Here is a 13,520-nt window from a genome sequence, read left to right on the forward strand (position 1 = left end):
GATTGCCTACGTTTCGTTGGGACGGCGGGGTTTGGAAAACTTTTGGCAAGACGAGAACCATGTGCGTGGCATATGGCGGCGTACCACTCTGGAGAGCTATTGCAGCCAGGATCCGCAGTGGGAGACCATCCTCGACGTGGACGCGTTGGCCGTCGCCGAAAACAGGAACTGGGTCTTTCAAGGTGCCAGCTACCTTCGGCCTGAAGAACGCCTCTGCCTGATTCATCTTTCCGACGGCGGCAAGGATGCTGCGTCCATCCGTGAGTTCGACCACGAGGCCAAATCCTTTGTTGCGGACGGCTTTCATCTTCCAGAAGGCAAGCAAACCGTCAGCTGGGTCGATGGTGACACACTCCTTCTTGCACGGGACTGGGGCGAGGGGTCTTTGACGCAGGCCGGCTACCCCTTCGTGGTGAAGCAGCTCAAACGCGCTCAGCCGCTCAGTAGGGCTCGCGAGATCTTTCGCGGCGAGCCTACCGACGTTCAGACCGTGCCCCTGGTACTTCGAGACAGCGAAGGTCAAGTCCATGCGACCGGCGCTATCCGTGTCATCAGCTCTGTCGAGCGTGATTATGTGGTCTTCCGCCCCGATGGGCCCATCAAGCTCAATCTGCCGAAGAAGGCCGCAATAGTCGGGCTCGCGAGCGGCCGCCTGCTTGTGGAACTTGACGAAGAATGGGAGCCCGGTCACGTCAGATTTGGGACCGGCTCGCTGATTTCGTATGACCTGGCCGAATGGAAGCAGGATCCGCTGCGCGCCAAAGCTTCGCTTGTCTTCCAGCCCGGGCCCCGCCAGGCGCTGAGCGGGCTCAGTAGCACAAAGAATTTGTTGATCCTGACGATCCTTGAAAACGTTCAGAGCAAAGCGTTTGTTTACAAGTACGATCAGGGAGCATGGTCGGCGACGCCGATCCAGCTGCCGCAACATACAAATGTCAGCCTGTCAGCCACGTCCGACCAAGCGGACCAGGCGATGTTTACCGTCTCGAACTATCTCAGACCAACGTCAATCTGGTATTTTGATGCCGAAACTCAAAAACTTGAGGAATTGAAGACGACACCTACTGCCTTTGATGCGTCCAATCATGTCGTAGACCAGTTCGAGGCGACTTCGCGTGATGGCACGTCAATTCCCTATTTTCTGGTGCGGCCGAAGAACGCGAGGTTTGACGGCGCGATCCCGACACTTCTTTATGGCTATGGCGGATTCCAGGCTTCGCTTCTGCCATCCTATCTCGGAGCCGTGGGGCGGCTCTGGCTCGAGCAGGGCAATGCCTATGTCGTTGCGAATCTGCGCGGTGGCGGCGAGTTTGGTCCACAATGGCATCAAGCAGCCCAGGGAGCAACGAAGCAGACGACATGGGATGATTTCATTGCCGTTGCCGAGGACCTGATTCGCCGCAAGATCACGAGCCCGCGACGGCTGGGCGTAATAGGTGGCAGCCAGGGCGGCCTACTCGTTGGCGCCGCAATCACCCAACGTCCCGAACTCTTCAACGCGGCGATCATCCAGGTGCCGCTGTTTGACATGCTTCGATACACCAGCCTCGGCGCAGGCGCCTCCTGGATTGCCGAGTACGGTGATCCTGCCATCGCTGAGCAGCGTGCGTGGATCGAAGCCTACTCGCCCTATCAGAAGCTGGTACCGGGCAAGACCTATCCCGCTCCTTTCATTCTCACCTCCACCAAGGACGACCGCGTCCATCCGGCGCACGGCCGCAAGGCTGCTGCGAGACTAGCTGCGCTCGGCCAGCCCTACTTCTACTACGAGAACATCGACGGAGGACACAGCGCCGCGGCCAATCTGGTCGAACATGCGCGTCGACTAGCGCTTGAATATACCTATGCATCGAAGCGGCTCTGTTCTGAGTAGATTCGGCGCAAGTGACGAATCGATGCAGATAAATCCAGGTGCATATCTTTGCGTCACCACGTTCCCTGGCTAAATTGATCGAGGCGGACGCGAGGCGATAACAGCGAACCATGCGATCGACGGGCAGGATGCTGTACGGGATTTAACAGTGATTGACGGAATTCCACGAACGCGGGAGGCGCTCGAGCGCAAGCCCGTCAACCAGCAGTTGGTCTTGCAGCTGCGCGGCTGGCCCGGCGGTATTTCCATCGACGGGCAAAGTGTTGCGGAACCTAGTTGACCCATGACTTGCTATTCCAGATCTCAAATTACGTTGCACCCTTCTGGAGATTGCACAGCAATGAACGCTGCACCGAGCGGGATTTCTCATCCTATCGTGCATCAGGGGCCATCAGATCCGAAGCGTCCGTGTGCCTCGATCGTGAATCGATCGAAGCTGGGGCTGCCGCGAGTTTTGTCGGTGAACTCGCGTTGATAGGCCAGGCCGAAGAGGTCTCAGTAGCCGAACGCGTCCGGCCAGTCAGCAATAGCGATCGTTGGTGCTGGGAATAAATCGGGCGCATCTTAGCCCAATAACAATGACTCATCGCAGTTTGCGACGGCATGAAGTAAGTCAGATGCGCAAGCTACCTATTCTGAAAAGCCTTCATCTATTTGAGACAGTCAGCGAGTTTCCAAGCTTCTCAAGGGCGGCCGAGCAGTTAAACATGACGACCGGCGCGGTAAGCTACCAGATGCGGCTTCTGGAGGATTGGTTCGGCAGGAGGCTATTCGTTCGCCATAGCTCAGGTGTGCGGCTGACATCCGACGGCGAACAGCTCAAGCGCAGCTGTGCGAGCGCGTTCACAATGCTGGAGAAAGGATGCTACGAACTACGAAGGAGCGATGGAGGACGTTCAGTGGTGGTGGGGTGCTCAACCACATTTTTGTCGCACGGTTTGTTGCCCCATATCGGTCGGTTCCGCCAACTGTACAGGGATATTGATTTTGTCTTTGAGACCGGTGCCGATCTAGACGCGCTGGCTGTTGGGGCCTTGGACGTATTGTTCGTTTCCGGCCTGTTGAAGCGACCGCTTCCCGTCCGTGAAGTGCACGTATCGAACGAGATGATTGGTCCTGTTTGTGCGCCTGCTACACTCGAGACGATCAAAGGCCCGGCAGACATTCTATCTATTCCTCTCCTTCACGAGGCCGCCAGATTGGACGGCTGGAGCGAATGGGCCAACGCAGCTGCAATATGCTTGCAGGGATCGCGCCACGTCGTGTTCGATACATTTTCCTTGGCTGTCGAGGCTGCCAAAAGCGGGCTTGGCGCCGCAATATCCTCGCAAATTCTGGTCCGAAGCAACCTTGAAAAGGGAGAACTTGTGGCTCCGTTTGGCTTTGTGCCGGTCAATCGCTCAATATACATGTTTGTCAATGGGCACGCGCGAAATATGGCTGCCGTTAAAGAGTTTGAACGATGGGTCCTGTCAGAAATACTCACTCAGGATCCGCTATCGTCCTTCCAGGCCGCAACTCGAGAGATCGAGCGGGCCGCTCTCAATTAGAGCTTCCCGTTAGGCCAATGCTGGCGTCAAAGCGTTGACGACCTGATGGGCAAGGCAGCACCTCATCCCGGATGAGGGGCCGGAAATCCGTGGCGCAGAGCTAACAGATGAAGGATTGCAAATGGATCGTCGACATAGGCGAGCCCGTTCGCGTACTTCGCATTCTCAGGCGCAGGACCACTCTTCTCGAAGATGAGAACGGGCGCGGACTGATGATCCCGGCCAAGCCTCTCAATGAGTGCGGTTCGTGGCTTGGCCCAGGCAATCCGACGAACGTCGAGCCTCGCAGCGCGGCTTGGAAATGCGGACAATATCCCGTCCAACAGCAAGCATTGCCAGCAATAGAATTCTCGTCCCGGCAAGGCCGGATCTGAAAAGGGGCGCTCTAAAAGAAATAGCTGATCCCATGGCATCGTATGCATCCCTGATCTAGCGAGCGACAGGACCTCAAGCGTGAGAATGTCTTGATCTGATTATGGCAAGGCTCGCGACGGCGAAAGCAACAAATGCACTCGCCGCGCATAGCAACACGATCATGCCGAAGGGGAGCCGATCACTCAAAAGCGACAGAGCAATGCCATTTCCCGCGACGCCGCCATAGGTACAACATTGAAATAACCCGGAAAGGCGGCCGGCTCGATCCGGAGCCACTGAAGAGACCATGTGGCTGTGAGCGGCAGCGGCAAATATTTGGCCAAAGCCGAGCATTGCGCTGCTTGATGCGATGACTACGGGCAGGCCAGCATCGAGCGACATGATGGCAAGGCATGCCGCAAGCAGCACTGCGGCCCCGGCGATGGTTGGCAAGGCGCCGAGCAGGTTGTAAATCGGCTTGACGGCGAGCGCTCCCAGCAAGGCCAAAACTCCATTGGTCATGACGATCGTCAATAGAACGCTTTTATCGAGAACCCCGTCAGCCGTTGCACGTATAGCAGGATAGACATTGATGATGCCGGCGCCGAGGTTGAGCAAAAATACAGCCAAGAATGCGGGATAAAGAGGTGCTAGGTCTAGGACGGTTCCGGAGGGCTGTGCCTCAAGGACTGTTGGTGTCCTTTTGAACTGCTGCTTAATACCAAGGAGCACGATCAAGGACAGGATGATCGCCGATAAGTTGAACGCCAAAACGCCAGGCAAATGCAATCGGTCGGAGAGCATGGCACCCGCAAACATTCCGAGCAGATAGGTGAGCCAGTCAATGTTGGCAATGTTGCGCAACACCGAGATCATGTCGTCTTCCGATGTGATACGACGGAAGAAAGAAACTTCTGCAGACAAGTAGACGGGCTGCACCAGGCTCAGGACGCCGATTGAGGCATAGCTCAGAAAGGAATCGGCGCCGTCGGTGCCGAAGATGGCGAGCAGCGCGAAGATGCGAATAGCATTGACGATCATCATGACGGAGATCGGATTACGTCTGTCGACCAATGGCGACAAGAAGAGGCTCCCAAGCATGATAGGCGCAAAACTGACGGCAACGCCAAGACCCGCGGCGCTCATGCCGGATTGAAGAAGGCCGATCAGGATGCCAATTCGAAACGCCCAGCCGCCGATCTGAATGATCAAATGCGACAGATAAACGAACTGCCGTGTGCTTGCACCAGTCATCTATAACCTAGCTCATCGAACACGCCATCGTGTGGATATCGCTTGATGCAGAAGCGAAGATGACGCTGGTCTCGTGCCGTGACATCGATGGGATGACAAAGAAGGGGCATAACCAACGCTCTCGCCAACCGCGCGACTGGTCAAAAGGCACCATATCTGCCTCCCTGTCTGTGGCAGGCGGTGTTTCGGGACCAAATGCTGGCCAACGCGGTTCCCCCTGCTTGGTCAGATCCTATGAATTTGCATCACTTGTCGCGCAACAGGATCCGCCAGACTCTGCCCTAAGCTTTCAGGTGCCTGCTACCATTAACCTGGAGATCCTGCCGCACGTCGTCGGCTTCGACGGCAATCAATGCTATGAGCCGCAAGCTCATGACTGTTCGGCGGAAGGCGCAGAAGCTCGGTTGCGCCGCGAAGCCAGGTCAGCTTGCAGACTTGCCTGGATGTGCTCACGAGTGAGGAGGTAGTCTGGATCTCCCCCAATCTCGACTGCGACCGTGGCGTGGTTCAGTGACATATCTGGCCGACCCTCGTTGAAGTACTCGATGGCGAGATTGTTGTGCGTGAGCGCGTGCCGAGGATTGAGTTCAAGGGCTCGAAGATAGTGCGCGATGCTCTCGCTCGCCTTGCCAAGCTCGGAATAGGCAAGGCCGAGGTTGCTCTGTAAATCGGGATTCTTGGGATCGATATCGGCTGCCGCTAGATAAGACTTCAGAGCAGCTTCCGGCCTATCTTGCCGCATCAAAATATTGCCCTTCTGGAAGTGAGCTCGCCATTCGTTTGGCTTGATGACAAGCGTTCTGTCGAGATCGGCCAGGGCGCCTGCGGCATATCCCATTCTGTTGCGAAGTGCGGCCCTGTTCAGATGGGCTTCGTAATAGGGGGGACACAGCTCAATGGCGCGCGCATATGCCTGTAGAGCCTCAGCTTCCCTTCCGGCTACTTTCGAAAGCAGGTTCCCCAGGTCATTGTGGTACTCGCCGTAATAGGGATCGTGGGCAATCGCCTCACGCAGCTGCTTTTCTGCTCGAGGAAGATCGTCGATGAGTTCATAGACCTGACTGGTGTTGTAGATCAGAATCGACTGGTGAAGCTTGAAACGCTCCCCGCCATAGGCCTGAAGCATCTTGCCATGGCCTTCCGCGCAAAGGGTGAGGGCTTCGTCATACTTCTCCTGTTTGGCCTTGATGTAGGCATATGCGTTCTCTGCAAACACCTTGATATAGTCGTACTTGTCGTGATCCTTGAAATCTCGTTCGATGGTCTCCAGGTTTCGCAACGCGTACTCTTCGGCGACCGTCAGATTGACCGGTTGCTGATAGCGTCCATACGTCATTGATTGGGCATAGAGAACCGTTGGCGTGTATCGGCTCTTCGGGAATGCCTTGTAGAATTCATCCAGATAGGGAACCGACACCCGGCCGCAGCCGAGCGAATACAGCACAAAAGCCGCGTTGATGAAGGCAGCGTTTACCGGAGCATCTCCCGGGCCGTAGGTGCGAAGCGAAGGATCGGCGAAAATTTCACCGAAATAGCCAAACCAGAGATCGTACAAACCGATGCTTTGGAGGATCTGACTCGGTTCTGCAAGCAGTTCCAGACGCTTGTATTTGTCCCGTATCGATAGTGCATGAAGCATGACGAGCGGCGCCTCGCCCGCCAGATAGCGGTCCAGGCAAGCGCGGTGCAACTGCTCATGCAGATGATCTGCGGTCGTCTGCTCGAAAATTGCATAGTTTCGTTGCGCGATGAGATCAGGCGTCGTGCAGTCGGATTCAATGTACGATTTGAGAAGGCTGTGCCGTTCCCCGGAGTTGAGGCTGGCGAGATAAAGGTCCACTATCGCGACGGGGTCGAGGTAGCCGATGACCGGCAATCCGGCCGCTACGCATGTGCTTAAAGCCTCCGCAATCAGTGGATTTCCGCCACTTGCCTCATGAATCTGCCGCTGTTTCTCCGCAGCGACTTCCCGATCCAGGATCGGCCCCAGTTCCTGCAAGCTATATCTGCCGAAATGAACTTCGCTGGCGTCCTGGAAATAGAGGCGTTGTTCGTAATCGATCAGAACAAAGCGAAACAGGCGCGCATCGTGGTCCAGCCTGACGAGCAGCTTGATCAGGTTCTTGGCCGGGGCGGACAGGGTAGCCGCGCGATCGATAACGATGATGTGACGCTCGTTGCGCTCTTGGGCACACCTGATCAGGAATTCCGCTAATCCAACCAGGAGCTTGTTTTGATATTCATGATGATAGAAGCGTGTACGCTCCTCTTTACTTGAGGTATTGGTGAGATCCTTCGGCACGGTAAAGGCATCGCTGATTAAGAGAGGAAACAGCCGCTTCAAGGATTGTTGTGCCGCCTCAACCAGTTTTGGCCTATTCTCATCGGCCCACTTCAGTTCGGCGTCGATCAGCTCTTGCAGGCCGGCAAGATAGCCGCCGGTCCGCCAGTCGCCGTCAACGACGGAAAGGTCGGAACTGGAGCTCGCGAGTGCCGATTTGATCGTCGGCACCGGTGCCATGCCGGGCTCCGTCTTCAAGATCGTGATCGGATTGATCTCGACGGACGACAATATGGCCGGAGCGATGCGCTGCTGGATCAAATCAACCATTCTACTCTCCCGAGACGTCTCACAAAGGAGGGTGGTCGCAAGGACCACCCTCCGATGCCGCTATGCTCTCATCAGGTGGATGCATTCAAGGCACCCGTCGAACCAACCCTAGAGCGTACCCGTGTACGGAGTGGTGGTGCGGATGGTGGTCTTGATCTCAGCGATCTTCTTTGTCATCACGTTTCCTTTCCTTCTCTGGCACGCCAGGCCAAGCGAAAGCGCGGTCAGTCGTGCAGGAAAAGAATAATGAGTTGCTGCACCAATCCGCAGCGAGATTCCTTGACCGTCGCTGTCAAAGAAATTGAAAGCGCGGCTCAGACTGGCGCTACCAAACGACCCGATCTGGCGCTTGGACCCGCTGTAACTGGAGCTGGGCTTTGTCGCGCGTCGCCAATGCGGTTCCTTGCTCTGCGCTGACCTGGACTTGCATCGGGCACTTTCGGCGCCCAACGCAGCGAGCAAATTGGCTGGCAACGGCTCGTCATTTTAGGAAAGCGCTCCGGGAGCAAGCACGGGTTCAGCAAGTATGGCGGCGACCGGTCAAGGGACGTGCCTTGCGCCGGAGCCGGTCGAGCGCGGAATATTCGAATCCGGGCCCCCTACCAGAAGGCAGAGTTTCAGCGTTAGCGGGCTTGCCAATAAGGTACTGCGGTTGCTCTGATTTTGATTTGAGCTACCGAAGGAACCTGGCTGGTCGCATGGCACGCTCGCGCAATGCGATCGGTCCTCATGGCCGCTATCGCGTTCCTTCTCCAGCAGACTGCCCTTGCGCCATCGATCGCCAGGATTTGTACCCAACGCGCAAATGACGAGCGACACCGATGGTTAAGCAGATACCCGCGCTGACCGGAATCCGGTTTGTCGCGGCAGCAGCAGTGGCATTGTCTCACGGTGGAAGCCTGTTCCTGGAGGGTACCAGTCTTGCACTCGATATCAGCATCGGGACGCTGGGCCTGTTCGGAATGTCCGTCTTCTTCACGTTGAGTGGCTTTGTCATTCAATATAACTATGGCAGCTCGATTGCCGGCAGCCCGCGCAAAGCGATCCCTGAATTTCTCGTGGCGCGCATAGCCCGAATCTATCCTCTGTTTGTTGTTCTCTTTCTCGTTGAGCTCTTGACCGGACCGATGGTCTGGCCATGGCTTCTCGGAACTAAGGCGGCAACCGAGGGATTTTCGTGGCACATTGTCCCGTTTCAACTCGGGATGATTCAAACCTGGTTCTTCGCAAATGTAGCCGGTGCTGCCCCCGTCTGGCAGTACGAAGAGATCGGCATCGTCTCCTGGTCAGTCAGCACCGAATGGTTCTTCTATCTCTTTTTTCCGCTCGTTTGCCCGGTACTTGCGCGGATCAGAACTGCTCCGGCGGCGATCTTATGTGCGATTGGCGCAGGCACAATCGAGCTTGGCATCGACCTTGCGGTGTACATGCTTCAGGGCCGCATCAATCTGTTTGCGCTTCATGCCTATGGGACGGGTGCGGCTCTGCCGAACTGGAAGAACACGCTCATCCTCTGGATCGTCTACTTTTCGCCCTTTTGCAGGGTATGGGAATTCGTCCTCGGCTGTTGCTTGGCGAAGCTCCATGAAGCGTGGCTGGCCCAGGATTTCAGACCATCTCGAGCTTTGCTCGATATCGCCGCAATCGTTGGTGTCGGCGCGATAGGCTGGGTGTTCTGGTTTACCGCCCACAAGCCGCCATTTGGGGCGGCCATGAGCCTGTTCGATATTGGGCGCAACAATATCGCTCTGGCGGCACCGATTGCGCTCATCCTTGTCGCGGCGGCTCAGCCCGTCAGCAGTGCAGGACGGCTGTTGTCGGCAAGGTGGCTCGTCTTCCTCGGAGAGGCCAGCTTTGCGCTTTATCTTGTACACATCATTATCTACCAGCGTTTTCCGGTGGTACGTTGGGAAACCGCAAGCCAACTGCTGGGCCATCTCGGCGCGCTCGCGCTTGCTTTCACTCTGGCCACCTGCGTCGCGATCCTGCTGCATTTTGGCTTGGAGGTACCGGCCCGAAGGCGAATTCGCAGCTGCTATCAGGCGGCCTCGCTAGAACAGCGCAGGCGCCTGGTACGATTGGGAAGCATTGGCCTTGCCGCTCTCGTCGGCGCGGCCGCAACGTATGCGCTGCGTGATGCGGCCGGGGATGCCGTCACCCAATCAGGTATTTCGGTCGTTTCTGCCACGTATGGCGGCAATTGCCGCTGGATCTCGGCGCGTGGCAACGCCACGGGTGCGGTTGCAGCAGCCTGTAACGGCAAGGACGCATGCACTTTCAGTGCAGGCACGGCGCGGATCGGTGATCCTGCTCCGGGCTGTGCGAAGGAGTTTACGGCCGCCTGGTTCTGCAAGGGCGACCGCACCATTCGCTCCAGCTCGGCTGCGGATGAGCGTGCCATGATCTCCGCTCTGCAACTCTCCTGTAACGCGGTCACGCGCGATGAATGAGTCGAAGGTTCAGACGTCATTCGGATTCCGAGGCCCTGAGGCGAACTGGCTTCAGCATCAGGTCTTGCTGCCGGCTGCGCAGAGCGTTCGGGCCGCGTAGGTTATACGACAAAGAGGTCGCGGACGTGACGGGTGCAGCGAACCGGCGTCTCTTTGTCCACCTTGATGGCTGCGAGACTCTTCGCTAGATCACAACGGTTCACTTATGGAGATGCCGCCGTGGCAATGGGTATTGTGAAGTGGTTCAATTCGACCAAAGGTTATGGCTTTATTCGGCCGGAGGACGGAAGTGCCGATGTCTTCGTGCACATCAGCGCCGTCGAAAAGGCCGGTTACACCACCCTCGAAGAGGGGGCACGGGTAAGTTACCAGCTCAAGGCAGGCCGTTCGGGCAAAATGTCGGCCGAGGATCTAAGGGTTGGCTGATCCAGTTCGCCTCCGGAAAGCGTCTGCCTGCTAGGCGGATTCTCGTACCAGCGTCTGGCGCCGGTGCACCGGACGCTTGCCGTACGACCGTCGTTTCCAACCAAGGCTATGCCGCAATACTGCTTAAAGGCTTGATTCAAGCCGTCGATCTCCAATGCCGGGGCAGTTCCAGCTTTTTTCTTTCCTCGTGCAGGTTGGGCGTGGCGGGAAATCGTCGGTAGCAATGAACGGTCCGAACCGTACGCTCGTGCCCGACAGGTCGAGAGGTGCATGTATCGCCTGAAGTCACGATGCGCCGACCGGCGCTCACGATCTAAGAGCGATGCTGTAGCGTGTGGAGGAGCTCCCATAGTGGAGTTCGTCCGTTATGGACAATGGGCGCGCGGCGCTCCGGCTGCGGGTCTGTCCTGCTACGCTGACGTACCGGCCCTCGATGAAGAGTCGTGCATTAGCTTGAGCGAGGGCGAGGTCAAATCCCAGGAGCTGGCCCCGCGGGATTAGCCAATATAGTTGAGGTTAACGGCGTCGTGCTGTTGACGATCCGCCCCTGACATTGATCCATTGCAGGGAAACTGCACACACACACAGCCATCGGAGACACGGCAAGTGTCCTTCCAGCTGACCGTCCTGAAAGTGTTGGCCGGCCAGCCTGGCGGGCGGGCTTCCGTTGCCGAAGTCCGACGCGCCGTGGAGATCCTGATGAACAGCGGCCGCGACTGGACCGATCGCATGAAGCGGTTGGCCGAACACGCGCCGGACCTGAATATCTTTTCGGCGAAGTATGTCTTTCGCGATGCGTTCGGCTGGGAAATTACCGAAGACGGCCGGCAATTCCTCTCTGCGCTCGAAAGGGCCGTCGCCGATCAAAGAGAGTCACCTCGATCAACGATCGACTCCTCGCGCAGCGAAGTCGCTGCGCAAGCGGTCACAGATGCGGCAAAATCACTTACTCCCCGCAGTCTTCGTCAGAGGCCGCGGCGACGCCGCAGGAAAGGTGGATTCAATCGACGTACAGCATGAAGCGGGAGCCCGACCAGGTGCGAGGCGCGCACAGCAGCTGACCTTGGCAGAAGTGCTATCGATCTCACGCGGCATCGATCAAAACTGCGGAAAAATATCTTGCAGTGTAACCTGGGTCATATGCAGCCCCACTTCTTCACGGGCATTATCCGGAAGGCAGTTTCGGTGGGGTACTATGGACGACGAGTTTTGTAGAGAGAGGGCGCGAACCGTCCGGGAACTTGCTGAGCAAGCTGACCCGTTCATCAAAAAGCGCTTGTTGCAGTTGGCCGCCAATTACGAACGGCGCGTTGGTCAGCCAGAAAGAGCAGACCCAGATCGCGCTGACCTGCTGGTATGTAGGGCGCCCATCCACCCGTCGTGATTTCAGAGATGGCGCTTACCATTACAATCATTGGGCGGCGATGCGGGGCGTCATCGCTGCCAGCCTTTGCCGTTACGCCACTGGTGAAGGGGAATGCATCGGACCTTCACATCACGTTGCCGGATATTCTTAGCCCGGAAGAGAGCGTCGAAGTGGGGTATTTCGGGATCGGGCTGAAATCGGGTCGTAAGCAAGCCTACGCGCAAATCGCGATCGAGGATTATGTCGAGGAACTCAAGGCCGGACAAATCCCCGAGATAACCGATATGGACGAGCTCCGCGCGAGCCACGAAATCCGCGTCATTGCTGATGGCGGAGGGGAAGAAGCAGAAGCGCAAGCTGTATGACTGCTTCGTCTACGAACTGACGTATACGCTGCCAGCAATGGCGCCTTCGAATTCGTCGTTGCCGACGCCGGGCGAGCGGTGCTTGCAAGCCTGCGGGAAAATTCGGAGTTTGCCGGCCTTGAAGACTCCGGCGCAGCATTGCGGGTCGCTGCATCCCACGGCGCGTCGCGGCTCGACCGCCGCACGGGCCGCGGCTACGGGATCGGTAAGTTGTTTCGCGCCCTGGCTCACGATGCCGCCGAGCTAGTTTCGCAGCGTCCCACGAACCATCACGTCGCTTCCCACATCCAGAGCGGCTTAACGCACAACTGCTGAAACGCCTTCGAGCCTAACGAATGAAGTTCGTACGTGGCCGGAGCAGCAAAGGCGGTCGGTGCACTGGGACGAGTCATAGGGTCAGGTGCTGGCCAGCTCAGGCATTTCGAACTGCTTCGCCATGGCGGACGTCTCAGCCCAGGCGTGGCCGGGGATACGTTTTACAAGCTTCGTAAAGACCGTAACGAACGCGGCGCGCTCGGCTTCGGCATCAAAATCCTCGGCGTCGTCCGCGGCAAGTAGCGGGCGCACGTCGGCCAAAAACGATGGATCTTCCAGCTTCGCCCACATGCGCTCCTCGGCCTCGGCGCGGGAAATGGCTTGGCCGGAAGCACCTAGATATTTGCCCAACAGCTCCACGATGCGTGCGGCGTCTAGTCCGTCGAGCAACGCAACAGCTTTGGCAAGGTCGACGAGGTCCCGGCCCTTGTCACGTTGGAGAAGCGCGCGGAGCTTCGTTGCCAGGATTTCCTCCCGGCTGAATGATGCAATGTCCGCCTTGTCATTGAACCAGGGATTCTTGACCTGGAACGGAAACGACTTTGCCCCGTCATAAGCAATGCGCTCTCGCGTGGCGATCTCGACTTTGACGCGGATCGGCTGAGAGGCGTTTTCATCTTCGGGCTTGATAGTGAAAGTAAGCCGAGGCCCTATCTCTCCGAGGTCGTAATGCGCCCGCCCCATCCATGGCTCCAGGACAGTCCGGAGATGGTCCAGAATTGGGCCCACGGGGCCTTCCGTCGTGCGCGTGAGATCTATGTCTTCCGAGTACCGATAGGCGCTTGGGAAGTGCAGCTTGTTTAGAGCGGTGCCTCCGCGGAACCGCAGCTCTTTCTTCAGATAATCATCCTTGAAGATTTCAACGAGTGCCCTGGATATGATGAGGTCTTGCTCGACCTGTCGATCTTCGGGCCATGGAGCTTTTTGACTCCATGCAGCGATGTTCATGGCTGGAA

Annotated in this window: 10 protein-coding genes; 6 read left to right on the forward strand and 4 right to left on the reverse strand. The window is 57.3% G+C overall.

Going from position 1 to position 13,520, the window contains the following annotated elements; all coding sequences use genetic code 11:
- Both IF803_RS38705 and IF803_RS38710 read left to right on the forward strand, forming a co-directional pair.
- Nucleotides 1-1,873 (forward strand): prolyl oligopeptidase family serine peptidase (locus tag IF803_RS38705; RefSeq protein WP_461195772.1); only part of this gene is annotated, 1,873 nt, incomplete at its 5' end.
- 617 nt (nucleotides 1,874-2,490) lie between these two features.
- Complete coding sequence (locus tag IF803_RS38710; RefSeq protein WP_461195773.1) at nucleotides 2,491-3,423, forward strand: LysR substrate-binding domain-containing protein; 933 nt, start codon at nucleotides 2,491-2,493, stop codon at nucleotides 3,421-3,423.
- Between the two features lie 62 nt (nucleotides 3,424-3,485).
- Here the strand turns inward: IF803_RS38710 and IF803_RS38715 are convergent, their stop codons facing one another.
- From IF803_RS38715 to IF803_RS38725, 3 genes are all read right to left on the reverse strand, one after another.
- Nucleotides 3,486-3,845, reverse strand: coding sequence for a DUF3088 domain-containing protein (locus IF803_RS38715; RefSeq protein ID WP_461195774.1), 360 nt, complete (start codon nucleotides 3,843-3,845; stop codon nucleotides 3,486-3,488).
- A gap of 25 nt (nucleotides 3,846-3,870) precedes the next feature.
- Entirely contained in the window at nucleotides 3,871-5,031 is a 1,161-nt protein-coding gene (locus IF803_RS38720) for an MFS transporter (protein ID WP_209945900.1), read from the reverse strand.
- A 370-nt stretch (nucleotides 5,032-5,401) separates the two neighbouring features.
- Complete coding sequence (locus tag IF803_RS38725; RefSeq protein ID WP_461195775.1) at nucleotides 5,402-7,642, reverse strand: tetratricopeptide repeat protein; 2,241 nt, start codon at nucleotides 7,640-7,642, stop codon at nucleotides 5,402-5,404.
- An 821-nt stretch (nucleotides 7,643-8,463) separates the two neighbouring features.
- Between IF803_RS38725 and IF803_RS38730 the strand changes: the two genes are divergently transcribed.
- The 4 genes from IF803_RS38730 (at nucleotide 8,464) to IF803_RS38745 (ending at nucleotide 12,249) form a co-directional block, all read left to right on the forward strand.
- Nucleotides 8,464-10,092: an acyltransferase family protein gene (locus IF803_RS38730; protein WP_253592516.1), complete on the forward strand. Its 1,629-nt coding sequence runs from the start codon at nucleotides 8,464-8,466 to the stop codon at nucleotides 10,090-10,092.
- A 219-nt stretch (nucleotides 10,093-10,311) separates the two neighbouring features.
- Nucleotides 10,312-10,518, forward strand: coding sequence for a cold-shock protein (locus IF803_RS38735; protein ID WP_018270149.1), 207 nt, complete (start codon nucleotides 10,312-10,314; stop codon nucleotides 10,516-10,518).
- A 606-nt stretch (nucleotides 10,519-11,124) separates the two neighbouring features.
- Entirely contained in the window at nucleotides 11,125-11,538 is a 414-nt protein-coding gene (locus tag IF803_RS38740; protein WP_129964879.1) for a hypothetical protein, read from the forward strand.
- Between the two features lie 372 nt (nucleotides 11,539-11,910).
- Nucleotides 11,911-12,249 carry a hypothetical protein gene (locus IF803_RS38745; RefSeq protein ID WP_016840796.1) on the forward strand — a complete coding sequence of 113 codons (339 nt, stop codon included), beginning with the start codon at nucleotides 11,911-11,913 and terminating at the stop codon, nucleotides 12,247-12,249.
- A 396-nt stretch (nucleotides 12,250-12,645) separates the two neighbouring features.
- On the opposite strand, the gene IF803_RS38750 is transcribed toward IF803_RS38745, so the two are convergent.
- Nucleotides 12,646-13,512: a nucleotidyl transferase AbiEii/AbiGii toxin family protein gene (locus tag IF803_RS38750; protein ID WP_338157471.1), complete on the reverse strand. Its 867-nt coding sequence runs from the start codon at nucleotides 13,510-13,512 to the stop codon at nucleotides 12,646-12,648.
- Between the last annotated feature and the right edge of the window lie 8 nt (nucleotides 13,513-13,520).

This window comes from Bradyrhizobium sp. UFLA06-06, assembly GCF_054820065.1.

What these genes read in the sequence shown, in the direction of transcription:
- IF803_RS38710 (WP_461195773.1), top strand. Translation starts at nt 2,491, where the DNA reads ATGCGCAAGCTACCTATTCTGAAAAGCCTTCATCTATTTGAGACAGTC.
- IF803_RS38715 (WP_461195774.1), bottom strand. Translation starts at nt 3,845, where the DNA reads ATGCATACGATGCCATGGGATCAGCTATTTCTTTTAGAGCGCCCCTTT.
- IF803_RS38720 (WP_209945900.1), bottom strand. Translation starts at nt 5,031, where the DNA reads ATGACTGGTGCAAGCACACGGCAGTTCGTTTATCTGTCGCATTTGATC.
- IF803_RS38725 (WP_461195775.1), bottom strand. Translation starts at nt 7,642, where the DNA reads ATGGTTGATTTGATCCAGCAGCGCATCGCTCCGGCCATATTGTCGTCC.
- IF803_RS38730 (WP_253592516.1), top strand. Translation starts at nt 8,464, where the DNA reads ATGGTTAAGCAGATACCCGCGCTGACCGGAATCCGGTTTGTCGCGGCA.
- IF803_RS38745 (WP_016840796.1), top strand. Translation starts at nt 11,911, where the DNA reads ATGGCGCTTACCATTACAATCATTGGGCGGCGATGCGGGGCGTCATCG.
- IF803_RS38750 (WP_338157471.1), bottom strand. Translation starts at nt 13,512, where the DNA reads ATGAACATCGCTGCATGGAGTCAAAAAGCTCCATGGCCCGAAGATCGA.